The organism is Bradyrhizobium sp. USDA 4510 (assembly GCF_054059095.1).
In genome coordinates, this window is sequence record NZ_JBSSBT010000001.1 from 5,334,655 (window position 1) to 5,360,147 (window position 25,493).

24 protein-coding genes and 1 pseudogene are annotated in these 25,493 nt (G+C 64.5%); 8 read left to right on the forward strand and 17 right to left on the reverse strand.

Annotated features, from left to right (window positions below):
* Window positions 1-16 precede the first annotated feature (16 nt).
* The 5 genes and pseudogenes from ACVMDN_RS24875 to ACVMDN_RS24895 all read right to left on the reverse strand — a co-directional run bounded on the left by ACVMDN_RS24875 (window position 17) and on the right by ACVMDN_RS24895 (window position 4,949).
* Window positions 17-1,267, reverse strand: coding sequence for an acetyl-CoA C-acetyltransferase (locus tag ACVMDN_RS24875; protein ID WP_456814787.1), 1,251 nt, complete (start codon window positions 1,265-1,267; stop codon window positions 17-19).
* A 216-nt stretch (window positions 1,268-1,483) separates the two neighbouring features.
* Window positions 1,484-1,747 (reverse strand): annotated as a pseudogene (locus tag ACVMDN_RS24880) (helix-turn-helix domain-containing protein); the annotation flags it as partial.
* 10 nt (window positions 1,748-1,757) lie between these two features.
* On the reverse strand, window positions 1,758-2,165 hold the full coding sequence (locus tag ACVMDN_RS24885; protein ID WP_253639293.1) for a hypothetical protein: 408 nt from the start codon (window positions 2,163-2,165) through the stop codon (window positions 1,758-1,760).
* An 802-nt stretch (window positions 2,166-2,967) separates the two neighbouring features.
* A complete protein-coding gene (locus ACVMDN_RS24890; protein ID WP_253639292.1) occupies window positions 2,968-4,179 on the reverse strand; it encodes a CaiB/BaiF CoA transferase family protein in 1,212 nt (403 codons plus the stop codon).
* A 2-nt stretch (window positions 4,180-4,181) separates the two neighbouring features.
* Window positions 4,182-4,949, reverse strand: coding sequence for an enoyl-CoA hydratase/isomerase family protein (locus tag ACVMDN_RS24895; RefSeq protein ID WP_141339846.1), 768 nt, complete (start codon window positions 4,947-4,949; stop codon window positions 4,182-4,184).
* Window positions 4,950-5,198: 249 nt separating this feature from the next.
* Between ACVMDN_RS24895 and ACVMDN_RS24900 the strand changes: the two genes are divergently transcribed.
* Complete coding sequence (locus tag ACVMDN_RS24900) at window positions 5,199-6,275, forward strand: AraC family transcriptional regulator (RefSeq protein ID WP_141339847.1); 1,077 nt, start codon at window positions 5,199-5,201, stop codon at window positions 6,273-6,275.
* Here ACVMDN_RS24900 and ACVMDN_RS24905 read toward each other — a convergent pair.
* The 4 genes from ACVMDN_RS24905 to ACVMDN_RS24920 are packed head-to-tail and all read right to left on the reverse strand — an operon-like array spanning window position 6,238 to window position 9,807.
* Window positions 6,238-6,390: a hypothetical protein gene (locus ACVMDN_RS24905; protein WP_159109497.1), complete on the reverse strand. Its 153-nt coding sequence runs from the start codon at window positions 6,388-6,390 to the stop codon at window positions 6,238-6,240. The two genes, ACVMDN_RS24900 and ACVMDN_RS24905, sit on opposite strands and share 38 nt — an antisense overlap.
* A 15-nt stretch (window positions 6,391-6,405) precedes the next feature.
* Window positions 6,406-7,761 (reverse strand): fumarylacetoacetase, encoded by a 1,356-nt coding sequence (gene fahA / locus ACVMDN_RS24910; protein ID WP_456816409.1) that lies wholly within the window; start codon window positions 7,759-7,761, stop codon window positions 6,406-6,408.
* Between the two features lie 37 nt (window positions 7,762-7,798).
* Complete coding sequence (actP, locus tag ACVMDN_RS24915; protein WP_256558674.1) at window positions 7,799-9,493, reverse strand: cation/acetate symporter ActP; 1,695 nt, start codon at window positions 9,491-9,493, stop codon at window positions 7,799-7,801.
* Window positions 9,490-9,807 carry a DUF485 domain-containing protein gene (locus tag ACVMDN_RS24920; RefSeq protein WP_057020600.1) on the reverse strand — a complete coding sequence of 106 codons (318 nt, stop codon included), beginning with the start codon at window positions 9,805-9,807 and terminating at the stop codon, window positions 9,490-9,492. The genes actP and ACVMDN_RS24920 overlap by 4 nt, the downstream gene beginning before the upstream one ends.
* 397 nt (window positions 9,808-10,204) lie before the next feature.
* On the opposite strand from ACVMDN_RS24920, the gene ACVMDN_RS24925 reads away from it, so the two are divergent.
* The 3 genes from ACVMDN_RS24925 (at window position 10,205) to ACVMDN_RS24935 (ending at window position 11,051) form a co-directional block, all read left to right on the forward strand.
* Window positions 10,205-10,336, forward strand: coding sequence for a hypothetical protein (locus ACVMDN_RS24925; RefSeq protein WP_283809223.1), 132 nt, complete (start codon window positions 10,205-10,207; stop codon window positions 10,334-10,336).
* A gap of 85 nt (window positions 10,337-10,421) precedes the next feature.
* Window positions 10,422-10,619, forward strand: a complete 198-nt coding sequence (locus ACVMDN_RS24930) for a hypothetical protein (protein ID WP_076834229.1) — start codon at window positions 10,422-10,424, stop codon at window positions 10,617-10,619.
* A gap of 267 nt (window positions 10,620-10,886) precedes the next feature.
* Window positions 10,887-11,051 carry a hypothetical protein gene (locus tag ACVMDN_RS24935; RefSeq protein ID WP_156436541.1) on the forward strand — a complete coding sequence of 55 codons (165 nt, stop codon included), beginning with the start codon at window positions 10,887-10,889 and terminating at the stop codon, window positions 11,049-11,051.
* Between the two features lie 391 nt (window positions 11,052-11,442).
* Here the strand turns inward: ACVMDN_RS24935 and ACVMDN_RS24940 are convergent, their stop codons facing one another.
* Genes ACVMDN_RS24940 through ACVMDN_RS24965 form a run of 6 tightly spaced genes read right to left on the reverse strand, consistent with a single transcriptional unit; the run spans window position 11,443 to window position 18,871 of the window.
* The gene (locus tag ACVMDN_RS24940) at window positions 11,443-12,669 is read right to left on the reverse strand and encodes a Zn-dependent hydrolase (protein ID WP_076834231.1); all 1,227 of its coding nucleotides are present in this window, start codon (window positions 12,667-12,669) and stop codon (window positions 11,443-11,445) included.
* Entirely contained in the window at window positions 12,666-13,496 is an 831-nt protein-coding gene (locus ACVMDN_RS24945; protein WP_076834233.1) for a type 1 glutamine amidotransferase, read from the reverse strand. The genes ACVMDN_RS24940 and ACVMDN_RS24945 overlap by 4 nt, the downstream gene beginning before the upstream one ends.
* Window positions 13,497-13,499: 3 nt before the next feature.
* Window positions 13,500-14,672 carry an iron-containing alcohol dehydrogenase gene (locus tag ACVMDN_RS24950; RefSeq protein WP_456816411.1) on the reverse strand — a complete coding sequence of 391 codons (1,173 nt, stop codon included), beginning with the start codon at window positions 14,670-14,672 and terminating at the stop codon, window positions 13,500-13,502.
* Between the two features lie 16 nt (window positions 14,673-14,688).
* A complete protein-coding gene (locus tag ACVMDN_RS24955; RefSeq protein WP_057020604.1) occupies window positions 14,689-16,074 on the reverse strand; it encodes an aldehyde dehydrogenase family protein in 1,386 nt (461 codons plus the stop codon).
* Between the two features lie 35 nt (window positions 16,075-16,109).
* Entirely contained in the window at window positions 16,110-17,477 is a 1,368-nt protein-coding gene (locus ACVMDN_RS24960) for a glutamine synthetase family protein (protein WP_057020645.1), read from the reverse strand.
* 50 nt (window positions 17,478-17,527) lie between these two features.
* A complete protein-coding gene (locus tag ACVMDN_RS24965; protein ID WP_057020646.1) occupies window positions 17,528-18,871 on the reverse strand; it encodes an aspartate aminotransferase family protein in 1,344 nt (447 codons plus the stop codon).
* 352 nt (window positions 18,872-19,223) lie between these two features.
* Between ACVMDN_RS24965 and ACVMDN_RS24970 the strand changes: the two genes are divergently transcribed.
* The 3 genes from ACVMDN_RS24970 to ACVMDN_RS24980 all read left to right on the forward strand — a co-directional run bounded on the left by ACVMDN_RS24970 (window position 19,224) and on the right by ACVMDN_RS24980 (window position 21,949).
* Window positions 19,224-20,045, forward strand: a complete 822-nt coding sequence (locus ACVMDN_RS24970) for a DeoR/GlpR family DNA-binding transcription regulator (protein WP_057020605.1) — start codon at window positions 19,224-19,226, stop codon at window positions 20,043-20,045.
* Between the two features lie 13 nt (window positions 20,046-20,058).
* A complete protein-coding gene (locus ACVMDN_RS24975; protein WP_057020606.1) occupies window positions 20,059-21,090 on the forward strand; it encodes a helix-turn-helix domain-containing protein in 1,032 nt (343 codons plus the stop codon).
* Between the two features lie 67 nt (window positions 21,091-21,157).
* Complete coding sequence (locus ACVMDN_RS24980; protein WP_057020607.1) at window positions 21,158-21,949, forward strand: inositol monophosphatase family protein; 792 nt, start codon at window positions 21,158-21,160, stop codon at window positions 21,947-21,949.
* Between the two features lie 26 nt (window positions 21,950-21,975).
* Here the strand turns inward: ACVMDN_RS24980 and ACVMDN_RS24985 are convergent, their stop codons facing one another.
* Together ACVMDN_RS24985 and ACVMDN_RS24990 are read right to left on the reverse strand one after the other, a co-directional pair.
* Window positions 21,976-22,932, reverse strand: a complete 957-nt coding sequence (locus ACVMDN_RS24985; RefSeq protein WP_057020608.1) for a choline/ethanolamine kinase family protein — start codon at window positions 22,930-22,932, stop codon at window positions 21,976-21,978.
* On the reverse strand, window positions 22,929-23,885 hold the full coding sequence (locus tag ACVMDN_RS24990; RefSeq protein WP_063790183.1) for a phosphotransferase family protein: 957 nt from the start codon (window positions 23,883-23,885) through the stop codon (window positions 22,929-22,931). Before ACVMDN_RS24990 ends, ACVMDN_RS24985 begins: the two co-directional genes overlap by 4 nt.
* Window positions 23,886-24,086: 201 nt before the next feature.
* Between ACVMDN_RS24990 and ACVMDN_RS24995 the strand changes: the two genes are divergently transcribed.
* On the forward strand, window positions 24,087-25,493 hold the full coding sequence (locus tag ACVMDN_RS24995; protein ID WP_057020610.1) for an amidase: 1,407 nt from the start codon (window positions 24,087-24,089) through the stop codon (window positions 25,491-25,493).

Here is a 25,493-nt window from a genome sequence, read left to right on the forward strand (position 1 = left end):
CAATATCCTTTCGCGATCACATGCGTTCGATGATGATGGCGGGCGCCATGCCGCCGGCGGCACACATGGTGACCAGACCATAGCGACCGCCGCTGCGCTCGAGCTCGTCGAGCGCCGTGCCGATCAGGATCGATCCGGTCGCGCCGATCGGATGGCCGAGCGCGATCGAGCCGCCATTGATGTTGACCTTCTCGCGGTCCAGCTCGAGGTCGCGGATAAACTTCTCGGCGACGACCGCGAAGGCCTCGTTGATCTCCCAGACGTCGATGTCGTTCTTGGTCAGGCCGGCCTTGGCGAGTACCTTCTTGGCCGCCGGAACCGGCGCGTTGAGCATCAGGGTCGGATCGTCACCCTGGTTGGCATAGGCCACGATGCGGCCGCGCGGCTTGAGGCCGTGCTTCTCGGCATATGCCTTCGACGTGATCAGCACCGCGGCGGCGCCGTCCACCACGCCCGAGCTGTTGCCGGCATGATGCACGCCCTTCCAGTCGAGATCCGGATAGCGGCGCTGGATCTGCTTCTTGAACGTCGTGCCGTTGCCGAGGTCGAAATCGGCAAGCTGCTCGAAGCTCGGCTTCAGCGAAGCAAGGCCTTCAGCCGTGGTCTCCGGACGCGGGAATTCTTCACGATTGAGCGCAACGCTGCCGTCGTCGTTGAGGACGGGGATCACCGACTTGGCGAAGCGGCCTTCATCGATGGCCCGCTTGGCGCGCTGCTGGCTCGTCAGCGCCAGGGCATCGCAGGCCTCGCGGCTGATCCCCTCGCGCGTCGCGATGGCGTCGCCGCACACGCCCTGGTGCGACTGCGGGTGAATCTCGTCGAGCGCCGGATTGCCCGAACCCATCATCCGCGCCGGCTGCCCGGCCTTGGAGCGCTCGGCTGCCAGGGTCTGTTGGTAGCTCATCATCTCGGTGCCGCCGGCGATGACGCAATCTTCCATCCCCGACATCACCGACGCTGCCGCGAGGTTCACCGACGTGATGCCGCCGCCGCAGAAACGATCCAGCGTCGTACCGCTGGCGTTGATATCGTAGCCCGCCGCGAGCGCCGACATGCGTCCGAGATCGCCGCCCTGCTTGCCTTCCTGAGTCGAAGTCGACCAGATGATGTCATCGACGGTCGACGTGTCGAGCTTGTTGCGCTCCTTGAGCGCGCCGAGCACCGTCGCGGCCAGATGCTGCGGATGCAGGTGCGACAGCGCCCCCTTGCCCGGCTTGCCGATGCCCCGCGGCGTGCGAACAGCGTCAATGATGTATGCTTCAGACATGCGTTTCCCTTTGCTTCGGATGTTTCGTTAGCTTGCGCTCGTACCGATAGTCCCAACCGTCTCCGCGAGGCGTCAACGGTGTGGCGTCACCGCAAGCGGCTCGGCAATCGAGTTGCGCTGATCTTCGAAGTGCCCGAAGCGCGGCACCTGGCGGAGTTGCGGCTCGTCGGCGCAGGCAGGCTTGTCGCAACCCTGCGCAAACAACGGCGCGCCGGGCGCGGCGGCGTGGGGACCGAGAGCATATTTCTGCTCTTGCGGCAGATAGATCAGCTGGCCGATCTGGGTAAGCGTCAAGGTGAGACGCGAGACCGTCGATCGCGGAAGACCGCAGCGATCGGCGATTTCGCGATTTCCCAGGCGTATGCTTCGACCTTCGAAGCAACGCACGATGTCGAATGCGCGCGACACCACCTGGATCACGCGCCGGTTGTCCGTGCCGGCGGTCTCTTGCGCCATCAGTACCTCAGATCGACGTCCCATCGTTTACGCCTCACTCCTCATTTTCCATACGGGTGAACGAAGCCCACTCTGCTTCGGGCGGCAGACGCCGATCCGCGACATCACTGCCGGGGCGCGCATCGCTCGCGCGCCCGAACTGATGTGCGGGATTCGGCGGCAGTGATCGGCGGCGTGCACCGCGTGGGCGATTGCAGCGGTGCTGCACGGGTTTTTCCGGGATCGACGGTTTGACGCGATGGCCGGTCGCTCCGGCGTTCGGTCTGCCCGCGGTGATCACACTGACGTTGCGCTCGGCAAAGCGTGCGGCGGGCTCGGCAAGGTCATTCCCAGCCTGTTCGAGGCCGCTGCGCACGGAATGCACGAGCACCTTGTTTTCCAGCCAAGTGAGGCCGCGGCCGCGCGGGGCAAGCAGCTTCGGATGTCTCTGGCCGGCCAGCATCAGGCGGATTCTTTCCCTAGGGTTTTGGGCTTTAATTAATTGATTAATTAGTCAGGTGATTAAAGTGGGCGCTCTCCCCTGTCAACCGCCCTCGCCGCAGGGCGCCCCGCGCTCAGCCCGCACCTTCACCCCAACGCCTGTCAGCGCAGTGATCGCGGACCTGTCGTGATGAACTTCATCAGATTCAGACCGCTGCCGAACGGCGATCGAAATTCCGCGCGCGATAGCGGACATGCCCCGACGATTTGCCGGCCGGTGCGAAACGCAGGCGCAAGCAATTGAGGGCGGAGATCAGGAAGCGGCGTGAGGAAGCAGGCGATAGCGGTTGCCGGAACAGACGCGACCGCTGGCCGGGATGACCGTTACGAGGGCGGACTTAAGCTATGAAAGCTTGGTGGGCGCACCAGGGCTCGCGTGCATTGAACCTCCAGTTTGATTTCCTCTTGTCGGAATGGGGCAAGGCAAGTTTCGAGCGAGCCCGGACCAACTAACGATAAGGCGTCGGGAATTCGAGGCACTGGTCCGCTGCATCGCTAAGCCCACTATTCTCGAAGCCTTCTTTTCTACCTACGGGCAGGCAAACTCGCGAGGTCGCCTCCTGATACCCGTCAAAGGCCTCCTTTCGCCCGCAATTCCACCGCGAGAGGGTTAGAACCAGTTAGGTGCCGGCCTCGGGAGGCTCGCGTCGCGAAATGTCGGTTGCGGAAAGTGCCGAGAAGGTCGGCGCGGATCGCTCGATGTCGTCGGATTCCTCCTCCATCCAATTGAAGCGATCTTTTTGCCATGCCCGGACAAGCTCCGCCTATCGCCGGCTGAGCAGGATGTTGCGGTACTGCAGATCCTTGATCCTCTCGGGCGCAAAGTCGAGCTGGCCAAGGACGTCTTCATTGTGCTCGCCCTGATAGGCCGGCATACCGGGCGACGGCAGTTCCGAGCGGCTGAAGATCCAGGGATTGCCCGGCATTCGGACCAATCCGCCGGCCCGGTCATCGACCTCGACCACGGCATTCCACTCCTTGGCCCAATCGGTCTCCACGAACTCGTTGACGGTGCGCACGCGCCCAACCGCGAGCCCGGCTTCACTGACTTGCACCTGCAACTGCTCGAGATTCTCGAACGTCGTAATCCAGGCGCGAATTTCGGCGAGCAACGGCGCGAGGTTCTGCCGGCGCAGGCTAGCGGTGGCGTAGCGGGCATCGGCCAGCAAATCGCTTCGCCGCATCATCGCGCAGTAGCGCGTGAACATCGGTGAATAGATCGGGCTGGCGGCGATCGTCAGGCGGGTGCCGTCGGACATCTCGAAGATGTGCGACTCATTAGCCGACAGCGCGATAGGCTCGCCGTCGGTGTCGATCCCCGACATCATCGCGCCGGCGCGCTCGTTGACCGACAGCATCGTCGCAGCCATCGACACGTCGACGTGCTGTCCCTCGCCGGTGCGGTTGCGATGCTGGAGCGCGGCGAGCACGGCGATCACGCCCTGCAGCCCGGTATAGACATCGGCATGGCTGCATGAATCGCCGCGTGGCTCCGACAATGCCGCACCGAAATGGTCCTGCACGATCGAGGTCAGGCCGGTCTCGGCCTGCACCGTAGGCGCAAAGGCCGGCCGGTTGCGCCAGGAGGTCGACTGCCCGTAGCCGCTCAGCGAGACATAGATGATGCCGGGGTTGAAGGCACGGACGTCGTCGTAGCTGAAGCCGAACCGCGCCAAGGTGCCGGGACGGAAATTTTCGACGATGACGTCGGCCCCCCTACACAGGCGGGTGACTATCTCGCGTCCCTCAACATAGTTCAGGTCGATGCTGAGATTCCGCTTGCCGGCGTTCTGCTGCACGAAATACAGACCCATACCACCGACGTAAGGCAGTCCGGCGCGGCCAATGTCGCCGGACGGCGGCTCGATCTTGGTGACCTCGGCGCCGAGGTCACGCAGCGCCTTGGTGCAATGCGGACCGGCCAGCACGCGAGTGAAATCGACCACCCGCAATCCCTGAAGAGGCGCAGCCGACATCGTCAGTCTCCCTCGAAGACAGCTGTTGCCGGGCCCGACGCGAAGAAGGCGTCGGCGCCGCGCTGGCGATCCCTGGCCTTCCAGATCATGTCGTTGATCTCGACCTGTCGCGCGTCGGCAGCGGCGACGCCGCCGCGCGCCTGCAGGTTCGCCTGCATCTTGACGCCCGCGATGACCTTGGTCGGGCCGGCGGCGAGCTGCCGGGCCATGGTCATCGATGAAGCGCCCAATTCGGCTTCCGGGACGACGAGGTTGATGATGCCCCAGCGTTCGAACGCCTCGGGCGTGTGACGGCGGCCGAGCATCGCGATCTCCTTGGCCCGCGCGATGCCGGCGCGTTGCGCGATGCGCTGCGTGCCGCCGAGCAGCGGCAGCAACCCGACCGCAACCTCGACCTGGCCGAGGAACGCGGTGTTCGCTGCGATAATCATGTCGCAGGTCAGCGCGAGCTCAAGCCCGCCGCCAAGCACGCCGCCATTGACGGCGGCAACCGTGGGAACCGGTACATCCTCGAGACTACGCCAGATTTTTTCGAGGCCCGCCTGATCGGTGTGCAGCTTGGTGCCGATTCCCCAGGACGCCATCTCCGCGCCGGCGCAGAAGTGCCGCATCGAGCTACGCAGCAGGATAGCGCGGCAGCCGGCCGCAACCACCGCGTGGTAGGCGCCGACCACATCGTTGACGAGCTGGTCGTCGAGCAAATTGTGCGGCGGCTTCGCCAGCGTCACCACGCCAACCTTGCCGTCCATCTCGTGAAGTACTGTCGTCATCAGGTTCCCTCCGCTCGATGCAAAAGCCGGCCGGCAGCGCTTTCGACGCAGCGTCACGGCGGTCAGACGTCTCCTCGCTGCGGGCCTGCCCGGCGCAGATCCCGCTGTTCTGATGATTTGAATGTCGTCCGTCATAACAAACGTGACAACGTCAAGCTCTGCCAATTATGATGTCGAAGATTGCCAAACGGCCGGAAGAGCCGTTCGTCGGCCTGTCAATCTGTGCCAGCCGGACGTGGAGGAAGTGCCATGAAGCCGATCAAGATCGTGATGCCGATCTCGAGCGACCCCGATGCGCCGACGCAGAGCCTGCTCGGACTCGGCGCGCTGGCCGCCGAGCTGGCGGCACAGGGCGTGTCGGTGCGCGAGCTGTTTGCGCGGACCGGTCTCGATGCTTCCCAGCTCGAGGATCCCCACGCTCGCATCTCGCACCGCCAGCGGCTGGCGATCTACCGCAACGCGATGCGGCTGGCGAAGCGCTCCGATATAGGGTTGCTCGCAGGCGCTCGGCAGCGCATCAGCGATTATGGCATTTACGGCTATGCGCTGGTGTCGAGCCGGACATTCGGCGAAGCGCTGATGTTCTCGCTCGATCACATCACCATGGCCGGGCCGGCGGTCAGGCAGATCAGCTTCCGGATCGAGCATGGGACGACCGCGATCCTTCGCAGCCATGGGCTCGACCCGCTCGGCGAGCTGCTGCCGTTCGCCGCGGAATTCTGGCGCAGCTCGATGACCGCGGTGTTCAGCCGCATCCTCGAGTCGCCGTTCCCGAGCAAGAGGATGATCTTTCCGTTTGCCGCACCCGTGCACTGGCGCAACTACGAGCGGATGTTCAACTGCCCGATCGACTTCGGCGCCGATCGCATGGAATGGCATTTCGATGCCAAGGTGCTCGATCTGCCCTGCCCCAATGCAAACCCGATCACCGCGAAGATCTGCCAGCAGCTCTGTGACGTCGTCTTGACCGAGCATCCCGGCGAATCCGAGCTAGTAAGGCGGATCAGAGCCGCCTGCCTCAACAGCCCCAGCCGATTTGCGGGCGCGCCGGAGATCGCATCCAAGCTCGGGCTGTCGTTGCGAACGTTCCACCGCAGGCTGGCGGAGGACGGGCAGTCGTTCCAGTCGATCGTCGACGGGATGCGGCAGTCGATTGCGACAGAGTTGCTCGAAAACACCCATCTGGCAATCGATCAGGTCGCCGAGCGTGTCGGCTTTGCCGACGCTACCAGCTTCCGCAAGGCGTTCAAGAAGTGGACCAACCGCTCGCCGTCGGACTTCCGTCACCCTACAGCGCAGCGGCCAGCAGCGTCGCCAGACGCGTGACCAGCAGCAGCGATAACCCGACCGCAAATGTCAGGAGCTGTCCGAAGCGGAAGTCGTCTGGATCGAGCGCCGCGTTCTGGAGCTGTGCGTAGGTTAGCAGCGATTGACACTCCATATCACCCTCCCGCCATCAGGCATGGTTGTTTTCGGCAATCACGGCATCGGCGGGCCCGATCCTGCCGACGCATGAGCCGAAGCCGATGCCCGCAAAACCTTCCAGGCTGCAGCGGCCGCGGAAGGTGACCTCGTCGCCGTCCTCGAGGAAGCCGCGGCGCTCGCCGCTCGGAAGCACGGCCGGCCGTGATCCGGCGGCGGTGAACTCGAGCATGCTCGAAAGCTGCGCCGGGCTAGGCCCCGAAATGGTGCCAGTGCCGATCAGGTCGCCCGGCAGCAGATTGCAGCCATTGATGCTGTGATGCGCGATCATCTGCGCCGGGGTCCAGTACAGGTATTTGGCATTGGATGTGAGAATCGCCGCGGCGGGCTGGTTCGCGGCGCGCATCTGCGCGGTCGAGAGCAGGACCTCGAGGTGGACATCGAGTCCGCCGTGCGATTGATCGGCCGCGTCGAACAGATAGTCGAGCGGACGCGGATCGCCGTCCGGCCGCGCCAGCGCCGCGACGCGGAACGGCGCCAGCGCATCCGACGTGACGACCCACGGTGACACCGAGGTAGCAAAACTCTTGCTGAGGAACGGTCCGAGCGGAAACATCTCCCAGCGCTGGATGTCGCGCGCCGACCAGTCGTTCAGCAGCGAATAGCCGACGATCTGCTGCGATGCTTCGGCGATCGGGACGGGATTGCCGAGCCGGTTGCCGGCAGCGAGGTAGAAGCCCATCTCGAGCTCGAAATCCAGCCGTTCGCACGGGCCAAAGCCCGGCGCTGCGCCCGCCACCGTGGGCGGGCGTTGCCCGAGTGGCCGTCGCACCATCCCGCGCCCCACTTGCACCGACGAGGCACGGCCGTGATAGGCGATGGGCACCCATTTGTAGTTCGCGGGAAGCGGATTTTCCGGCGTCAGCAGCGCGCCCGCCGCCCGCGCATGATAGATGCCGGCGTAGAAGTCCGTGTAGTTCGAGATGCGTGTGGGCAGGTGCAACGTTGCATCCGCGATCGGCGTCAGCAGTTCGGACGCACGGCGCCTGGTGTCATCGGCCGCGCTGCCCTGCCCCAGCAGATCGGCGGCGCGGCGGCGCAGCTCCCGCATCGCCATAGGTCCGAGCGCGAACAGCGCATTGAGCGTGCCTTGCTGGAGCGCCTGGCGGATCGGCGCCGCGAGGTGCTCATCGGAACCGAGCGCTCGCTTCAGGTCGAAGACGAAATCTCCGATCGCGGTGCCGATCCGGGGCTGCGGATCGGCGGCGGTGCTGAAGATGCCGAGCGGCAGATTCTGGATCGGGAAGTCGGTCGCGCTGCCGTTTGCCGTCTCGACAAAACTCCGCCGTGCCGGGTCGTGGGTCTCGTCGAGTTGAACTGCGTTGGTCATGCTGCCTTCCAGGTTCCTCGATCCGTGCCGTCCATTGTCACGAGGCTGCGGCTGCGAGAGCCGGCCGCTCGCTGGCCAAAGCCGCTCCGATCTCGGATTGGATGAACTGCGCCGCAAACGCCTCGCGTTCGCGCGCAGCGCGCTCGCTGCGATCCGTTACCGAGAACAGCCAGACGAACAGGAAGGCGAGCGGCATCGAGACCAGAGCCGGATTGTCGTAGGGGAACAGCGCCGTCGGAAAGCCGAGGACGGCGACCCAGACCGTCTTGCTCAGCACGACCAGCACAACCGACGCGACGAGGCCCGCGAGACCGCCGGCGACGGCGCCGCGCGTCGTGGTGCCACGCCAGAACATCGCCATCGCCAGCACCGGAAAATTGCAGCTCGCGGCCACCGACAACGCAAGTCCGGCCATGAACGCCACGTTCTGGTTCTCGAAGGCGTAGGCCAGCAGAACCGCAACGACGCCGATGGCCACAGCCGAGACCTTCGAGACCAGCAGTTCGCGCGCTTCGGATGCCTTGCCGCCGGCCAGCACCTGGCCGTAGATGTCATGACTGACGGCGGAGGCGCCGGCGAGCGTCAGGCCGGCGACGACGGCAAGGATGGTCGCGAATGCCACCGCGGAGATGAATCCGAGCAGCAGCGGACCGCCCATCGCGTGGGCGAGATGGATCGACGCCATGTTCGGCCCGCCAACCAGATCGGCGATCTTGTTGAACTGCCCGGATGCCGCGACATTGAAATAGCTCGGATCCGTCATAAGGATCGCTGCGGCGGCAAAGCCCAGCACCGGAATGATCCAGCAGAAATACGCGACGCAGGCCGTCGCATAGAACACCGATTTGCGGGCCGCGGCGGCGTCCTTCACCGTGAAGAACCGCATAAGGATATGCGGCAGGCCGGCGGTGCCGAACACTAGCGCGAGGCCGAGCGAGATGGCGGACACCGGTTCGGCGAACAGTCCGCCGGGGACCAGAATAGCGGCTCCCTTGGGATGGACGTGGCTTGCGGCCTCCAGCAGCCGTCCGAGGCTGAACTCGAAATGCCACAGGGCAGCCAGCGCGAGCAGCGTTCCGCCGCACAGCAGCAGCACCGCCTTGGTGATCTGAACCCAAGTGGTCGCCTGCATGCCGCCCACGATCACATAAAGGATCATCAGCACGCCGACGCCGAGCACGGCGAAGATGTAGTTGATGCCGAAAAGCAGCTGGATCACCTTGCCCGCGCCGATCAGCTGCGCGATCAGGTAGAACAGCACAACGACGAGACTTCCGGTCGCGGCGACGAGCCGGACCGGCGTCCGCTGCAGGCGAAACGCGGCGGCATCCGCGAAGGTGTAGCTACCCAGATTGCGCATGCGCTCCGACATCAGGAACAGCACTATCGGCCATCCCGTGAGAAAGCCGAGCGCGTAAATGAAGCCGTCGAAGCCGTTGGCGTAGACCAGCGCGGATATGCCGAGAAATGCGGCCGCCGACAAGAAATCGCCAGCGGTCGCCAGACCGTTCTGCACCGGCGTGATTGCGTGTCCGGCGGTGTAGAAGCCCGCCTTCGATCCGGTGCTGCCGGCCGAGCGCCAGGTGATGACGAGCGTGACGGCGACGATAATCAGGAACATTCCGATCGCGATCCAGTCGGGCCCACGCGCCGCCGCGGCGGGCGCGCCCTGGGCCATCGCCGCAAATGGAAACACCACGCAAAGTGCGATCAGCAGCCATCTGGCGATCATCGGACGAGCTCCCGATTGACTCTGCGCGCGAGTTCGTCGAAGCGCGTGTTCGAGCGCTGAACATAGAAGGCGGTGAAAGCGATGATCGCCGCAACCATGAGAAGGGCGAGCGCGAAGCCGAGCGGCATCGCGCTGCCGGCGAAACTCGCGCCGAGCGCGGCTTTCGCGGTCGAGATCAGCGCAATGAAGCCGAAGAACATGACCAGCGTCAGGGTGGACAGACCCCATCGCAGCCGCGCGCGTCCCGAGACCAGTTCCCTGAACGCGGCGTCGGCAAGGATTTCTCGCGTGCGGTCCGGCGACAGTTGCGGCATCCGATTCCTCCCTCGTAGACATTTTGCTGATCGCCGTGCCCATCCGCGTGCGTTGCGCCGCAGAGAATCAAGGCTCGGGGTGTCTCCTCTCCAGGCTCGGAGCATTAGAATCCGGACCGCGATATCCTGCCAAACTCCGGGTGATTTCATGCCATGCTGGGCGCGCCGCGATTGTCGCGCCATCACCTGTCTCGACATCTCGCGACGATGCACAAGCCGGACAGTCGTAATTCGCCTATCAGCCGACCTACGGGCTGTCGTCGATGCCTGGGCGGCAAAGCAGGACGATACTCCCGGCCGCTCTGAGGACGTCCGCCGGCTCATCGAGTTCGAGCTAACTGTATAGCCCACGGCGCTGCGCGCTGAACGGCACAGCCCCAGGGAGCGCGCCCGCGAATTGGCAGGCGACGCAATCCACAAGGTGACCGACAGTACAGCCAGCCAAGACGATCAGGCCAGCCGCAAGCGCAAGCTCATCAAAGGGCCGGAGGAGTTTCACAAGGTGCGCCGCGACAGAAATCTAGAATGATCACAGCCTCTAGATCATTGCCCCATAATAGGATCGAAAGCTTGCTTCGCGCGTTGAATTAGTCAGCCCAAATGGGAGGTCAACAATGATTAAAGAGCGAGACCGACGGGCGCCGACGGCTGCGGAACGCGAAGCAAACAAGGCATTCAAAACTGTCAGGCCGAAGGATGCTATGACGGATTACGCCAAAGCGCAAAAAGCGGTCCATGATAATCGAGAGCGCCTAAAGGCCGAACGGCTGGCGCGGGAGGCAGAAGCGGCCAACCGCACAAAAGCAGACTAAGCGTCCCATGTGGATGATCACGGAGGACCAAAGTTTGTGAGGGTGAAATGGCCCTGCACTTCCGCCGAGTCGATACTGAACTGGAGATATGGATCGCAAGCAGCGACGACTATTCATTCGTCATCAGCAACGAGAGCCGGAGTGGACCTGGATTGCATGGAGAGCCGGGCTTTGTTGCATCATATCGCCCTGACTTTCTGAATATGCCAGCGGCTCACGTATCCGGGTCTCCCTTCAGTTCGTTCGCTGAAGCCGAGCGGGCCTGCAATGCGTTCCTGGGGCGCCTCATCATTAAGGGATGACTACCGTTATCCGACCGCCGCGGCTATGGCTTCTTCTGCGGCATCGCCGCGGCCGGCCGTTGCAGTCTACGCCGGCAAAGCCAAAGAGCAGACCATCGCCGAATTCCTGCTCAACATCATCCCGAAATAATCCTTCGTGCCCGAAGCGTTTATCGGCTCGTTCAAAAGAAAGGCTTGCAGAGCAAATCGAAGTTTATCGATTGCGATACTGGTTCCGTAACTGGGTTCAATGCGCACGAGGTCCGTCATATGGGTCCAAGCCGACCTCGGCGGTCCGCTTCGCCTTGGTCGGCTTTCCTCGCGAAGGCGGACATTGCAACCTTCTGCAAAGTTCAGCTTTGGGGCCAGAAGTGGAAATCAGCCAACGGTCTACTTTGATATGCGGCAGACGAGCTTCGAACGCGATCGTCGCTCATACGGTCAGGTTGCAGATTCGAGTCCCGCCGGACCCACCAGCAAATCAGTTACTTGTCGGGTGGTGTCCCTTCATCGCCCATTTAGGATCATCCACCCGAAATGCCTCACGCCTTCGCGGTAACCATTCTCCACAGCACCTCGGTCAGCACCGCGTAGCCCTTGTCGAGGGCCGCGGGCGCCGTGAACTCGCGCGGATTGTGGCTGAGCCCGCCCTCGCTCGGGACGAAGATCAGCGAGGACGGAACAGATTTCTGGATGGCCAGCGCGTCGTGGCCGGTGATGGTCTTGAACGTCATGGCCTTGAAACCGAGATCCGCGGCGACAGAAAGAACCAGTGCCACGCCGCCGGGGTCAAGCACGGTCCCCGCTCGCCTCTCGTCGGCAGCGATCGAGATACCAACGCCGATCTCGCCCGACTCACGCGCGATTCGCTTCAGAAAGCGATCGCTGATCGCCGAGACCACGGCTTCGGCCTCATGCCGGATCTCGAACCAGACCCGAACACGGCCCGCCACGACATTCGGCGAGTTGGGATAAACGCTGATGCGCCCCGCGGAGGCATGGGCGCCCGCAGTCTCCCTCGCGACCTCTTGGTACAGCGCCTCGATAGCCCGGGCCGCTGCGCGCAGTGCGTCGCGGCGGAGCGCCATCGGCATCGGTCCGGTGTGCGAGTAGTCGCCTTCGAACATCACCGATATCTTGCGCGTCATCCACGCGCCGGACACTGCGGCAATGTCGCCAGCCGCCTGCTCCAGGCGATCGCCCTGCTCCACATGCAACTCGACATAGCGCACCGGATTGTGTTCGAGGGGCGTCGTCCCGCAATAGCTGATCGCGGCCAGCGCCTCGCCCAGGGTGACGCCCTCTGCGTCGCTGCACGCATACGCATCCTTCAGGCTCAGGGCGCCGGCGAAAACCGAGCTGCCGGTCAGGCTGGGCTGGAAGCGGGCACCCTCCTCATTGGTCCAGTTCACGACGGCGAGGTTGCGTCGCGCGGCGCCGGGATTGGCACGGCAACGCTCCCTGACGGCCTCGACCGCGAGGATCCCGGCGAGCACGCCGAAGACCCCGTCATATCGCCCTCCGGTCGGCTGGGAATCGAGGTGCGAGCCGGTCATGACGACGTCCGTAGACGCCGGTGCCAGCATCGCCACGCCAAACAGATTGCCGATCGCATCGATCCTCGGAACAAGGCCGCGATCGGCGATCTCGTGCAAGAAGAGGTCCCTCGCCTCCTTGTCGCGCGCCGTTCCAGCCAGCCGACACACGCCACTGTCGTCGGTCGCACCGATCCTGGCAAAGCGCGCGATGAGGTCATGCAATGCGGTCATGTCTGCTCCAGCGATGCGATCCAGTTCCTCAGCTCGGTCTGCCGGCAATCATGGCTCAGAATGTCGCGGTGAAGTGCCAGTTTCCAGGCGAGATCGCCACGCCGTTCGTCCGCCTCGAGCGCCGAGAGGTCGGCGGCATAACGCGCGAGCGCGTCCAGATCGGCAAAGAAACCCTCGTCAACCAGGAGCTGTCCGTAGCGCCGGATGACGGCGACGACGTCGTGCAGGCGATATTCGGGATGATACTGCACGCCCCAGAATAGCCCGCGACCGAAACGGATCTCCGCCGCCTGAACCTCGCACATGGTATTCCAGGCGGTGACGGTTGCGGACTGCGGAAGGCGGGTGACAATATCGCTGTGGATGGCCGGCGCGTCGAACACCGCCGCACGGCCAGCATGCATGGGATGAGCGCGGCCTTCAGCCGTCAGCATGATCCTTCGCGCGAATCCGACCTCGCGCCCCGCCGGGTTGAGACCGACCTCGCCGCCCGCTGCGACCGTGGCGAGCTGCAAGCCCCAGCCCGAGCCGAACATTGGCACTCCGCGAACGAAGATCTCGCGCACGAGGTCGATCTGCCGCAGCGCTTCGACCTCTCGCTGGTAGATATTGAGGGCCGACCCCGTGATCGCGATGCCGTGGTAAGCTTCGAGCGGTTGCGGCAGCGCGAAGCTCGCATCCGCCGGTGTCGCGATGTCGACGACGACGCGAGGTGCAAGCGACCGCAGGACCGCCGCATAGCTCTCCGCAGGCATTGCGCCCGCCGTCTCGGCGATCCGTCGCCGGCCGGCCAGCGTGTTGCCCTCGAGAACTAGCAGCCTCAGCACGGCTCAGCTTCCAAGATCGCCTCGAATGGCGGCCAGCGTCAGCTGCTTGAACTCCGGCTCGGTCAACGGCCGCGGATTGGCACCCGCAGTCGGATCCTTGACGGCATCGGCCGCGATCGTTCCGGCGTCGGTCTCCTTCACCCCGAGCTCGGCGAGCGTATGCGGCACGCCGAGCTTCTTGCGGAAGGCCAGCAGCCAGGACAGCACGGCATCGAAGTCATGGCTCGGCAGGTTGAGCGCGCGGGCAATGTGCGGAATCTTGTCGGCGATCGCAGCCTTGTTGCAGACCAGGACATAAGGGAAGACCACACCATTGGTCAGCCCGTGATGGGTATCGTATCGGGCGCCGACCGGATGGGATATCGAGTGGATCGCGCCCAACCCCTTCTGGAACGCGGTGGCTCCCATCGAGGCCGCGGCGAACATGTAGGCGCGCGCTTCGAGGTCGCGACCGTTCTCGACCGCGCGCGACAGATAGTTATCGACGATCTTCATCCCCTCCAGTGCGATGCCGTCGGCAAGCGGGTGAAATGCCTTGACGCAGTAGGCCTCGAAGCAGTGCGACAGCGCATCCATGCCGGTTGCCATGGTGAGAAACGGCGAGAGACCGACCGCGAGCTCGGGATCCTCGATTGCGATCCTGGGCATCATCATGGGATGGAAGATGATCTTCTTCTCATGGGTATCCTCACGAGTGATCACACCGGCGCGGCCGACCTCGGACCCCGTGCCTGCCGTCGTCGGCACCGCAATGATCGGCGCGATGCCCTTGGTGTTGGCGCGCGTCCACCAATCGCCGACGTCCTCGAAATCCCAGACCGGGCGCGACTGCGCCACCATGAACGCCACGCATTTGCCGACGTCCAGCGCCGAACCTCCGCCCACCGCAATCACGCCGTCATGACCGCCGGCCTTGAAGGCTTCGACGCCGGCCGTCAGGTTGGTTTCGGTCGGATTGGTCTTCACGTCGGAAAACACGGCGAGCGGAATGCCCGCCTCGCGCACACGGTCGACGATGCTGGCGATGAGATCGGTCTTGGCAAGCCCGTGATCGGTGACCAGCAATGGCCTGGTGAGGCCGTTGGTCTGGCACGCCCCGGGAAGCTCGGCAATGCGGCCCGCGCCGGTAACGACGCGCGTCGGAAAATTCCAGGCGCCGGTGATCTGAACGTCCATGTGCTGCTCTCAATGCTCAATGCTCGATGCGAAGGTGGAATGATCTTGGGCGGGTCAACGCCTCGAAGCCGAGGCGCGACATGCCGACACCACGTCCGGTGTCCTTGAGGCCGGTCCACGCCAGGGCGGGATCGACATAATCGCAGCGGTTCATGAATACGGTGCCCGTTGCGATGCCGTCACCGATACGTTCGGCTGCGGCGGCGTCCTCGGTCCAGACCGATGCAGTCAGGCCATAGGGGCTGTCGTTCATTAGGCCAACCGCCTCCTGATCGGAGGAGACCTTCATGAGGCCGACCGCAGGCCCGAAGCTCTCCTCCATCATCACCTGCATGGAGTGATCGACGCCGACCAGGACCTGAGGCATCAGATAGGCCGTACCGATCTTGTCCGCTGGGAACCGGGCCGGATCGATCAGAGGCTGCGCGCCTTTTGCGACGGCCTCGCCGATGTGGGCGCGGACGGTATCGGCAAAGCGTGTCGCCGCCATCGGGCCGAGCGTCGTGTCCCGCGACAGCGGGTTGCCGAGCCGGTAGCGCGCGGTCAGGCCGGCAAAGGCGTCTACAAAGGAGTCATAGATCCGCTCATGCACGTAAATCCGCTCGATGCCGCAGCAGCATTGGCCGGAGTTGTAGAAGGCGCCGTCCACGAGCTGCTCGACCGCGAAATCGAAATCGGCATCCGGCCGCACATAGGCCGGATCCTTGCCGCCGAGCTCTAGCCCGAGGCTGATGAATGTCCCGGCCGCCGCTCGCTCGACCGCCCGGCCGCCGGCGACCGAACCGGTGAAGTTCACATGGTCGACCGAGCGCGATGAGATCAGCTCACTGGTCATGACATGGTCGAGCGTGAGCGTCCTGAACACCCCCTTGGGCAGGCCGACCCGGTCCAGTGCCGCCTGGAAGCGCTCACCGACTAGCAGGGTCTGCGCGGCATGCTTCAGGATCACGGCGTTGCCGGCCAGCAGCGCCGGCACGATGGTGTTGGCCGCGGTGAGATAGGGATAGTTCCAGGGCGCGATCACCAGCACGATGCCGGCAGGAACGCGCTTGATCATGCGGCGGAAGCCGGGCTGCCCGGTCGGCACGATCGGCGCCAGCGCTTCATCGCTGAGCTCGACCAGCACGCGGACGCGCTCCTCCAGGCTGCGCAGTTCGCCGCCATAGCGCACCGGCCGGCCCATCTGCATCGCGAGCTCCGGAACGACCTCGTCGTTCTGCGCCCGCATCTCGTGCAGGAAGGCGAGCATCATGGCCTTGCGCTCGGCGAGCGATATGCTCGACCATTCCTGCTGCGCTTTCCGTGCTTGCGCGAGAGCCGCGGCGACCTCGGCACCCGTTGCGACGGGCCGCCGGGCAACCTCGCTGCCGTCGACCGGCGAAATGCAGACGATATCGTTCACGTGATGTCACTCGTTTTTGGAAGGGAGGATCCGTCTCAAATGATCTCGAAGTAGCGAGCGAGCTCCCAGTCGGTGATGGCCTTGCGGAACTCGCGCTCCTCCCACTGCCGCGTCATCGCGTAGTGATCGACGAAGACGTCGCCAAACAGGTTGCGCGCCGCCTGCGAGGCGACCAGCCGGTCGGCCGCCTCCGACAACGTGCGCGGAAACGCGCGCTCGGGCGGATGCCTGCGCTCATAGGCGTTGCCGATGATCGGCTCGTCCGGTTCGATCCTGTGCTCGATTCCCCAGAGGCCCGATCCGAGCGCGGCCGCGATCGCCAGATACGGATTGATGTCGGCGGCAGCGACGCGGTACTCGACGCGCTGGCTGGCCGGCTTGCCGGGAATGACGCGCAACGCGCAGGTCCGGTTCTCGATTCCCCAGGTCGCGTCGGTCGGTGCCCAGAAGCCGGGGATCAGGCGCGAGTAGCTGTTCACGGTCGAGGCCACCATCGCGAGCAGCTCCGGAAGCAGCGCCTGCTGGCCGCCGACGAACCAGCGCATGATGTCGGACATGTCGCCGGGCCTGCCGCCCTGGTGAAACACCGGCTTGCCGTCCCGGTCGCGCAGCGACAGATGCAGATGCCCGGATTGTCCGGGATAGGCGTTCGACCATTTGGCCATGAAGGTGAGCATCTTGCCCTGACGCTCGGCCCAGACCTTGGAGAAGGTCTTGAACAGCACGGCGCGGTCGGCGGCCGCGAGCGCATCGGTGTATTGGATCGCGGCCTCCAGCACGCCGGGTCCGGTCTCGGTGTGCAGGCCTTCGACCGGCATGTCCATCTCGTTGCAGAGCTTGAGCAGCGAGCGATGAAATTCGGACTCGACGGAGGCGCGCAGCATAGAATAGCCGAACCAGCCCGGCGTGAGATTCTTCAAGCCGCGAAAGCCCTTCTCGCGCACGCTGTGCGGCGTCTCGTCGAACACGAAGAACTCGAACTCCGCGGCCACGGACGGCGAGAATCCCATGCCCTCGGCGCGGTCAATGACGCGCCGCAGCAGCCGGCGCGGACACACCCCCGCCGCGGCGCCCTCGAATTCACCGAGGAAGAACAGCATGTTCTCTTCCGTCGGCACATTGCGGCAGGTCGAAGGATCGATGCGCGCGGTCGCGTCGGGAAAGGCCGTATGCCAGCCGGTGAATGCACAATTGTCGTACATCTGGTCGTTGGAGTCCCAGCCGAACACGATGTCACAGAAGCTGAAGCCGGCCTCCAGCGCGCCGACGAACTTGTCGCGCGCGAGATATTTTCCGCGAATGACGCCGTCGAGATCGACGATGCCGAGCTTGACGTGGGAGAGGCCCCGCTCCTCGACAAGGGCCTTCGCCTCGGCGATAGTTCGTACGCTTCTTGCATCCATGATCTTCAAATCTTCGGCTTCTGTGGCATCGCGGGCTATCGGCGATCGCGTCACGACGCGGCCACCTCGCGCAACTCCTCGTCGCACGCGGTGATGAACATGTCGGCGTGGTCCTTGCCGAAGCACAGCGGCGGACGAATCTTGAGCGTGCTGCCGAACGGACCGGCAGCACCGATCAGGATGCCGCGCCGGCGCAGGCGATTGATCAGCAGGCTAGCGAGCTCCGGTGCGGGCTCCTTGCTGTCGCGGTCGCGCACCAGCTCGAGCCCGATGAACAGGCCGGCACCACGAACGTCTCCGATGGTCATGTGACGATTGCCGATCTCGCGCAATCCATCCATCAGGTGACGGCTGACCTCGCGCGCATTCTGCATCAAGCCCTCGTCCTCGATGACGTCGAGCACGGCAAGGCCTGCGGCCGCGGCCACCGGGTTGCCGCCGAAGGTGTTGAAGTACTTCACTTCCGCGGCAAAGCGATCGAGCAGCGCGGCGCGCATGGCGACGCCTCCCATCGGAAAGCCGTTGCCCATGGGCTTGCCCATCGTGACGATGTCGGGGACGACGCCATGGCGCGCGAAGCCCCACATCGCCGCCCCGGTTCGTGCGAAGCCTGGCTGCACCTCGTCGGCGATGAACAGTCCCTGACGTTCGTGCACGAGCTTCACGGTGGGGGCCAGGAAGCCGGCAGGGTCGGCATGGATGCCATCGCTCGAAAAGATCGTGTCCACCAGCAGCGCAGCAAAGCCGAAGCCGCTTCGCTCGAGATCGGTGATCGCTGCGGCAACGCTGTCGGAAAAGCGCTGGCCGGGATCGCCGACCGGATTGCGATACATCTCGGGTGCGGGAACTGCCCGCACGTGGGGCGGCAGCGGCTGACCGGGACGCGAGGACGGCGAGACATCGGTCACTGCGGCGCTATTACCGTGATAGGCGGTCTCCGTGACAATGAAGCCCGCCCGCCCGGTTGTCACTTTCGCGACCCGTAGCGCAAGGTCATTCGCCTCGCTGCCGGTGCAAGTCAGGACCAGATGATCGATCCCGCGCGGAAACGTCGCCAGGAGACGCTCCGCATAACCATCGACGACGTCGTTGAGATAGCGTGTGTGCGTGCTGAGCAGGCCGGCCTGGCGGCTTATCGCTTCGACAACGCGCGGATGCGAATGCCCGACCGACGGGACGTTGTTGTAGAGATCGAGATAGCGCCGGCCATCGACGTCGAACATATAGACGCCTTCGGCGCGCGCCATCCTGATCGGCTCCTGATAGAACAGCACCGAGGCTTTTCCGAACGAACGCAGGCGTCGTTGCACCGCCTCGCCGAGCGCTGGGTCGATTGACGACACCCGGCTCTGATCGAAGGCGTTCAACGCCAGAATCCCTTTCTCCTGCTGCATCGCCTGCCTTCCCTTTGGCCCGCGGCCTGCGCGGACCAAAGCCGTCCCCTGCGGCGATCATTCCCCAGCCGTTCCACCGCGACCTTGGATCTATGTGCGAATCCCCACAACTGAAAAGCAGATTGCAGGCAAGAGACACCAGAACGTCAGACATGCGCTCCGCATTCCAAAGCCATACCTCATATGTTTCAGTGCCTTATGTGATCGCCATGATTCCTTTGCGAATTCCATAGGCAGCACGGCGCCCAAAAAATGAGGAATATGCCACACGATTGATGTGGACTCACAACATCACTTGGGGGACGATCATGGCACGGACGCTGGAGAGGTTTGCAGCCGGAGAGACAGCGGAATGACGAGTGACGCCCCTGCTGAGGCCGACAAGCGGCCACGAAAGGCCGACGGCGACCGCCTCTCGAAGCTCGCGCGCCACAAGCACATCATCTCGCAACTCACCGCCGCGCCGACGCTGCGGGCTTCCGAGCTCGCCGCCGTGCTCGGCGTCTCCGGCGAGACCATCCGGCGCGATCTGATGGAGCTTCAGGAGCAGAAGCTCATCAACCGTACCTATGGCGGAGCGTCCCGTCCCTTCGCGCTCGAGCCGGCGCTGACCGATCGCAAGGCGATCATGATCGCCGAGCGCGAGGCGATGGCCGCGGTGATCGCCGACCTGATCCTGCCGAACGAGGTGTTGATGCTCGGCGCCGGCGCGACCACGTTTCACATCGCGCGACGGCTGGCCTCACGCGCGCACGACATCACCGTGATCACCCATGATTACGCCATTGCGGCCGCGCTAGCCGTCAATCCGTCGATCCGCGTGCTCTGCTGTCCCGGCCGCTATCACCCCACCGAAGGTTATGTGTTCGGCACGCAGACGATCGCGAACATCAACAGCTATGAGGCCAACCGCGCCATCGTGAGCGCGACCGGCATCAGCGCGCGCGGCGCGAATGATGCCGACGATGAGGCCGGTGCCATCTATGGCGCGATGGCCAAGCGCGCCGCAGAAGCCATCCTGGTGGCCGATCACGGCAAATTCGACCAGCGTGCGCTCACCGTCTTCGCACATTGGACCGATATCGATCGCCTGGTTACCGATCGGCAGCCAGAGGGAGCTCTGGCAACCGCTCTCCGTGAAGCCGGAACGGAGATCATCGTTGCGCAACCCTGAGAAAGGCCCAGCCATGGCACGCCTGACATCTGTTGCTTCCCGCGAGGAACACACCGGCCTTCATGCTGGCAACGACAAGGGCCCCGGTCCCACGCAGGATTGGCGGACCCGGATCGGACGCCTCGATCTCGAACTCGTCGGGCCGGATCACGCCTTTGCCCGCAACTGGGAACGCGTTGCCTGCATCCACGATGCCGCCTATGTGCTGGTGTTTCCGCAGACTGGATGCGTCGCATTCAGCCAGGACAGCCGCATCGGGATCGCACGTCCCGGCGAATATGTCCTGCTCAGCGAGCTCGCCTTCTACGAATTGTCGTCTGACAAGACCGCGCGCTTCCTGATGTTGCGGATTCCGGCCGCCGAGCTGCGCGGCCGGCTCGTCTCGGTTGAAGATCACATCAGTCGCCGCTTCAAGCCAAACGAACAGATGACGCACCTGCTGGCGGGCATGATCCGCAGCGTGGCCGAACTGTTCGTCGCCTCGCCGCCGCCGAACCCCCAGGCGCTCGCGACCGAAATGATCAGCTTCGTCGCGCTGACCATCGGATCGGAGGATCGCGGCGCCGCAACCGATGTGCGCAACGCGCGCTATCACCTGCGCCGCCGGATCGTCGACTTCATCGAGAGCCATCTCGGTGACCAGTCGTTGTCGCCGAAGAAGATCGCGGCGTCGAGCCGCATCTCGCTCAGTTATTTGTACAGCCTGTTCAACGACAACGAGACCACGGTCAGCCAGTTCGTCCAGACCAAGCGGCTGCAGCGGGCGTATGAAATCCTAGTCGCCGATCCGAAGGGCCGGCGGACCGTCTCGGAGGTCGCCTACGAAGTCGGCTTCAAGAACGTGTCGCATTTCTCCCGCTGCTTCAGCCGGCACTTCAAGGTGGCGCCGCGCGACGTTCGCCAGGCGCCCGTGTCGGCGCCGCAGCCGGCCGCTGGCGTGCGCTCGCCGCAGCCGAGGAGCCCTGCCGCCCGAGTGGCGCGGCGCAACGGATTCGACTCCCCCTATTGGGAGATCGACAAGCAGTCGGTCCACGAGACCGCGTAACGCCCCATCCCAAGGCAAGGCGTCGTGCGTCCCGCGACGTCGGCGCGCCTCCCGCCCGGAGCGACCATTGGACGACATTCAAGACAGATTATCGGCAAGCGAGCTCGCTTCGTTCTTCAATGAGCTTGCCGACGTGGCCGGACGGATCGCCGTGACGCACTTCCGTTCCCGCGTCGATTTCGAGCGCAAGCAGGACCTGACGCCGGTCACGATCGCCGATCGTGCGATCGAAATGGAGCTACGGCAGCTGATCGGTTCGCGCTTCCCCGATCACGGCATCCTCGGCGAGGAGATGGGATCGACGGCCGGGGACCGCTACACGTGGTATCTCGATCCGATCGACGGAACGAAGAGCTTTATCTCCGGCATGCCGCTGTTCGGCACGCTCGTCGCGCTCGCCGACGAGAGAGATGGATCGATCACCGCCGGCATGATCGATATGCCCGCGCTGGCCGAGCGGTGGTACGGCACCCGGCAAGGCACCACCTTCAACGGCGAGCTGGCAAGGGTGAGCCGCACCACGCGACTGGAAGACGCGCAGATCTACACGTCATCGCCGGACTTCTTCACGCCGAGCGACTGGGCCCGCTACGATGCGCTCAGCCAGAAGGCCATGTTCCGGCGATTTGGCGGCGACTGCTACCAATATGGCCTGCTCGCATCCGGCCACTGCGATCTCGTGGTCGAAACCTCCCTCAAGTCGTTCGACTTCATGCCGCTGATTCCGGTGGTCGAGGGCGCTGGCGGCATCGTCCGCGACTGGCAGGGGCGGCCGCTGTCGCCGGAATCCGATGGCCGGATCATCGCGGCCGCGAACGACAGCCTGCTCGAGCAGGCGCTCGCGATCCTCAATCAATAACTGCGGAAGCCCTCCCGTCGCGCGGCTCAGACGAGCCGCAACCAGCCATCCCAGCGGGGATCGTACATTACGTCGCGGGCACGCATGTATTTCCAGACGCCGTACTTCTGATAGTCGAAATCCCAGTCCTTGAGCTTCCTGTTCACAACCGCCCATGACGCCCATTTCAGGTCGGCGAGCGCCCGGTTGAGTATCACGCGCGCGACCATCTGCGGCCGCACCTCGCCCAGATATTGCTCGATCAGGGCCTCCGTCAGATGCTCGTCGAAGAACATCTCGGCGAACAGGACGCCGAGCTCATAGCTACGCTCGTTGTTGGATGCGAACTCGTAGTCGATCAGCTTCATCGGCCTTGGGCCGCCTGATTCCGCCGAGATCAGGAAATTGCCCGGCATCGGATCGTTGAAGCACGGCACGAGATCGAGACCCGACGCCAGGAACGCCGACTTGGCCTGATTGTAGCGATGCATCAGCCAGGGCATGTCCTGCGGGAAATGCGCGCCGAGCTCCCTGCCCTGCTCGATATGCTCCTCGATCATGTCGAAGATGGTCTTGGTCTGGCCGAGCTTCGGGCCGGCATGCAGGCGGCGGTAAAGGTCGAGAACGTCGGCCTGGATGGCGGCATCGCCGAAATCGGCATTGGTGCAGGCGCGATAGCCTTCGAGGAACTCGCTGATCTCGAGCCCGTCCGTGGCGTCGAAAAAGATCACCTCGGGCGCAACGCCCATGGCGTGGGCATTGCGCGCAGCCTCGTTGGCGGTCACGCGATCGATGAACATCTCCGAGCCCTCGCCGGGCACCTTGATGAAGTAGCGCCGTCCATCGCCGGATATCTCGACCAGCCAGTTCTGATTCATGAGGCCGCCGACCAGCGGGGTATAGGCCGCCCCCTTGCCGTGCCATTGCGGCACGCGGGCGATCGCTGCCTCGATATTGCGCTCGTGGACTGTCGCTCCCTCGCCAAGCTTCCTGCGGACAGTCATGCGATCCTCCGAAGCATCTCGCCAAAGCGCGGCTCCCGGACCGTCATGCGGCAACGTACGAAGCGCCAGCTGGCGAACTTGTAAAACTCAAAGGTGTTGCGCGCCGACCGCGCGGCGAGCACGGCGCCGATCAGGCCCCAGCGCAGATCATCCGCCATGCCGTAGATGCGGGCGCGGCTGAATGCGCGCTCGTCGAATCCGCCGGCGTTGCGGCTGAAGGCGTCGCGCGCCTCCGGCTCCTGCGCGAAGGCTTCGACGAGGAAGCTGCCGAGGTCCTCCAGCGGGTCGGCCGTCGTGGCGCGATCCCAATCGATCAGGCGAACCTCGCCGGTGTCGCTGATCAGGATGTTCGAGACATTGCCATCGCCATGGATTGGCACCGGTTTGATGTCGAGTTTCCTCAAGGCATCGGCCGCAAAACGCAGCTCCTTGACCAGCCATTCCGCATCAGACGGCAGTTGCGCCTTCGCGGCCTTTGCCGCCTCGTAGAAGTGCTCGATCTCGTCGAAGACTCCCATGCGCCGCGGCAGAGGCGCCCCTGCCTGGAACAGGCGCCGCGCCGCGATGACCGCGTCGACGATCTTCGGCTCCAGCATCCGCTCCAGCGTGCCGACCCGCCAGCCACGGTTGAGATCTTCCATGACCAGAAGTCCCGCGTCCGGATCCGCCGCAAGCACCTTGGGACCGATACCGAGATCGGATGCGCGCCGGGCCGCTTCGAACGCGCAGGCAACGTCGATGTAGAGCTTGGCATCCACATCCATGTTCTTGATGAAGATGCTCTCGCCGCTTCCGTTCCTGGTGGCGCGCCAGGGAGCGCCGTCGACCCCGCGCCAGCTTGGCGAGGCGAGGACCGGAATGGCGGGCTCGATCACGATATCGCCCGTCCCCCAGCCCGGGAGCCCGGCAATGTAGTTCCGGACCGTGGCGATTTGCGTTCCAGATTGGCTCATGACGACTTCTGATCTCTCGCGGGTGTCGTTCGGCCCGCCTGTCGCGGGCCTCCCGGTTTGATGACAAATTCGATCAAGACAGATGCAAAAGGGATGCCTCGCACTCCACCAAATCATGCCCTTACGGCAGCGGCACTACCCCGACAGGGGCGACTTTCGCTATCCGGACACTGATCCAGAACGCCATTTGTCGAGGCCAAGATGTCTGCTGCGGAACTGATCGGGATGAGCCTTGCGGGGCTGACGGAGGCCTACGCATCGCGCGCATTGTCGCCGGTGGAGGTGTTGCGAACCGTGCTCGGCCATGCCGAGGCGGTCAATCCCGCGATCAATGCGCTGTTCTGCTTCCGTCCGGAGCAAGCCATCGCAAGCGCGCAAGGCTCGGAAGCGCGATGGAAGGCGGGAACCGCGCTGGGTCCGCTCGACGGCGTCCCCATGACGGTCAAGGACAGCGTCGCCATGATCGGCTGGCCCTATTTTCACGGCATCGGCGCCAACCGTGCCCTGCCGCCGTCCAACTACGATTCGCCGCCGGCGATCGCGCTCCGCGAGGCCGGCGCGGTGATCTTTGCCAAGACCACGATGCCGGATTGCGGCCTGATGGCGTCGGGCATCAGCTCGCTGCACGGCGTTACCCGCAACCCCTGGGGGCTCGCCTGGAATACCGGCGGCTCGTCGGCCGGCGCAGGCGCCTCCGTCGCCGCTGGCGCCGGCTATGTTTCCGTCGGCACGGATATCGCAGGCTCGGTCCGCCTTCCGGCCGCCCATTGCGGACTGGCCGGACTGAAGCCGACCCATGGCCGTGTGCCGCATTTGCCGGCCGACACCATGCGCATGGCAGGCCCGATGGGTCGCAGCGTGGATGATATCGCGCGCCTGCTGACCGTGCTGACGCGGCAGGACGAGCGCGACACCTGGAGCCTGCCCGCCGATGGCGTGCGCTATCACGAGCATCTGAAGCGCGACGTGAAGGGACTGAAGATCGGCGTCCTCACCGACATGGGCTTCGGCATGAAGGCCGAAGCTACGGTTCGCAGCGCGGTCGATGCGGCCGGCAAGCTGCTCGCCGGCGCCGGCGCGATCGTCGAGCCGTTCACCTCTCCGCTCACCGACGACGCCTATGCGCCGATCGACCTGTTCCTCCAGGTGCGCGGCTATCTCGAATATGCATCGCTGCCGCCGCATGGCGACACCGCACGCGACATCAATCCCTACGTTCGCGCATGGTGCCTTGGCGGGGCGAAACATTCGGGCGCCGACCTCTACCGGGCGCTGGGCCGGATCGCCAAGATGAAGGCGGCGCTGCTCGCGGCCTTCGAGGGCTGGGACTATGTCATCGCCCCGACGCTGCCGGTGGTGAATTTCCCGGCCGAGGAGCCCGGCGTGTCGCGTGAGACGCCGCTCGCGCACACGCTGTTCACCGCCATGTTCAACCAGACCTGCCAGCCCGCCTCCACCGTCTGCATGGCATTCGATTCCCGCCATCTACCGATCGGCGTCCAAGTGACCGGGCACCGCTTCGACGATCTCGGCGTGCTGCAGGTGACCAAGGCGCTGGAGGACATGCGCTCGTTCGCGATGGACTGGCCCTTCAAGCCACGGCCCTGA

What these genes read in the sequence shown, in the direction of transcription:
- ACVMDN_RS24875 (WP_456814787.1), bottom strand. Translation starts at nt 1,267, where the DNA reads ATGTCTGAAGCATACATCATTGACGCTGTTCGCACGCCGCGGGGCATC.
- ACVMDN_RS24885 (WP_253639293.1), bottom strand. Translation starts at nt 2,165, where the DNA reads ATGCTGGCCGGCCAGAGACATCCGAAGCTGCTTGCCCCGCGCGGCCGC.
- ACVMDN_RS24890 (WP_253639292.1), bottom strand. Translation starts at nt 4,179, where the DNA reads ATGTCGGCTGCGCCTCTTCAGGGATTGCGGGTGGTCGATTTCACTCGC.
- ACVMDN_RS24895 (WP_141339846.1), bottom strand. Translation starts at nt 4,949, where the DNA reads ATGACGACAGTACTTCACGAGATGGACGGCAAGGTTGGCGTGGTGACG.
- ACVMDN_RS24900 (WP_141339847.1), top strand. Translation starts at nt 5,199, where the DNA reads ATGAAGCCGATCAAGATCGTGATGCCGATCTCGAGCGACCCCGATGCG.
- ACVMDN_RS24905 (WP_159109497.1), bottom strand. Translation starts at nt 6,390, where the DNA reads ATGGAGTGTCAATCGCTGCTAACCTACGCACAGCTCCAGAACGCGGCG.
- fahA (WP_456816409.1), bottom strand. Translation starts at nt 7,761, where the DNA reads ATGACCAACGCAGTTCAACTCGACGAGACCCACGACCCGGCACGGCGG.
- actP (WP_256558674.1), bottom strand. Translation starts at nt 9,493, where the DNA reads ATGATCGCCAGATGGCTGCTGATCGCACTTTGCGTGGTGTTTCCATTT.
- ACVMDN_RS24920 (WP_057020600.1), bottom strand. Translation starts at nt 9,807, where the DNA reads ATGCCGCAACTGTCGCCGGACCGCACGCGAGAAATCCTTGCCGACGCC.
- ACVMDN_RS24930 (WP_076834229.1), top strand. Translation starts at nt 10,422, where the DNA reads ATGATTAAAGAGCGAGACCGACGGGCGCCGACGGCTGCGGAACGCGAA.
- ACVMDN_RS24935 (WP_156436541.1), top strand. Translation starts at nt 10,887, where the DNA reads ATGCGTTCCTGGGGCGCCTCATCATTAAGGGATGACTACCGTTATCCG.
- ACVMDN_RS24940 (WP_076834231.1), bottom strand. Translation starts at nt 12,669, where the DNA reads ATGACCGCATTGCATGACCTCATCGCGCGCTTTGCCAGGATCGGTGCG.
- ACVMDN_RS24950 (WP_456816411.1), bottom strand. Translation starts at nt 14,672, where the DNA reads ATGGACGTTCAGATCACCGGCGCCTGGAATTTTCCGACGCGCGTCGTT.
- ACVMDN_RS24960 (WP_057020645.1), bottom strand. Translation starts at nt 17,477, where the DNA reads ATGGATGCAAGAAGCGTACGAACTATCGCCGAGGCGAAGGCCCTTGTC.
- ACVMDN_RS24965 (WP_057020646.1), bottom strand. Translation starts at nt 18,871, where the DNA reads ATGCAGCAGGAGAAAGGGATTCTGGCGTTGAACGCCTTCGATCAGAGC.
- ACVMDN_RS24970 (WP_057020605.1), top strand. Translation starts at nt 19,224, where the DNA reads ATGACGAGTGACGCCCCTGCTGAGGCCGACAAGCGGCCACGAAAGGCC.
- ACVMDN_RS24975 (WP_057020606.1), top strand. Translation starts at nt 20,059, where the DNA reads ATGGCACGCCTGACATCTGTTGCTTCCCGCGAGGAACACACCGGCCTT.
- ACVMDN_RS24985 (WP_057020608.1), bottom strand. Translation starts at nt 22,932, where the DNA reads ATGACTGTCCGCAGGAAGCTTGGCGAGGGAGCGACAGTCCACGAGCGC.
- ACVMDN_RS24990 (WP_063790183.1), bottom strand. Translation starts at nt 23,885, where the DNA reads ATGAGCCAATCTGGAACGCAAATCGCCACGGTCCGGAACTACATTGCC.
- ACVMDN_RS24995 (WP_057020610.1), top strand. Translation starts at nt 24,087, where the DNA reads ATGTCTGCTGCGGAACTGATCGGGATGAGCCTTGCGGGGCTGACGGAG.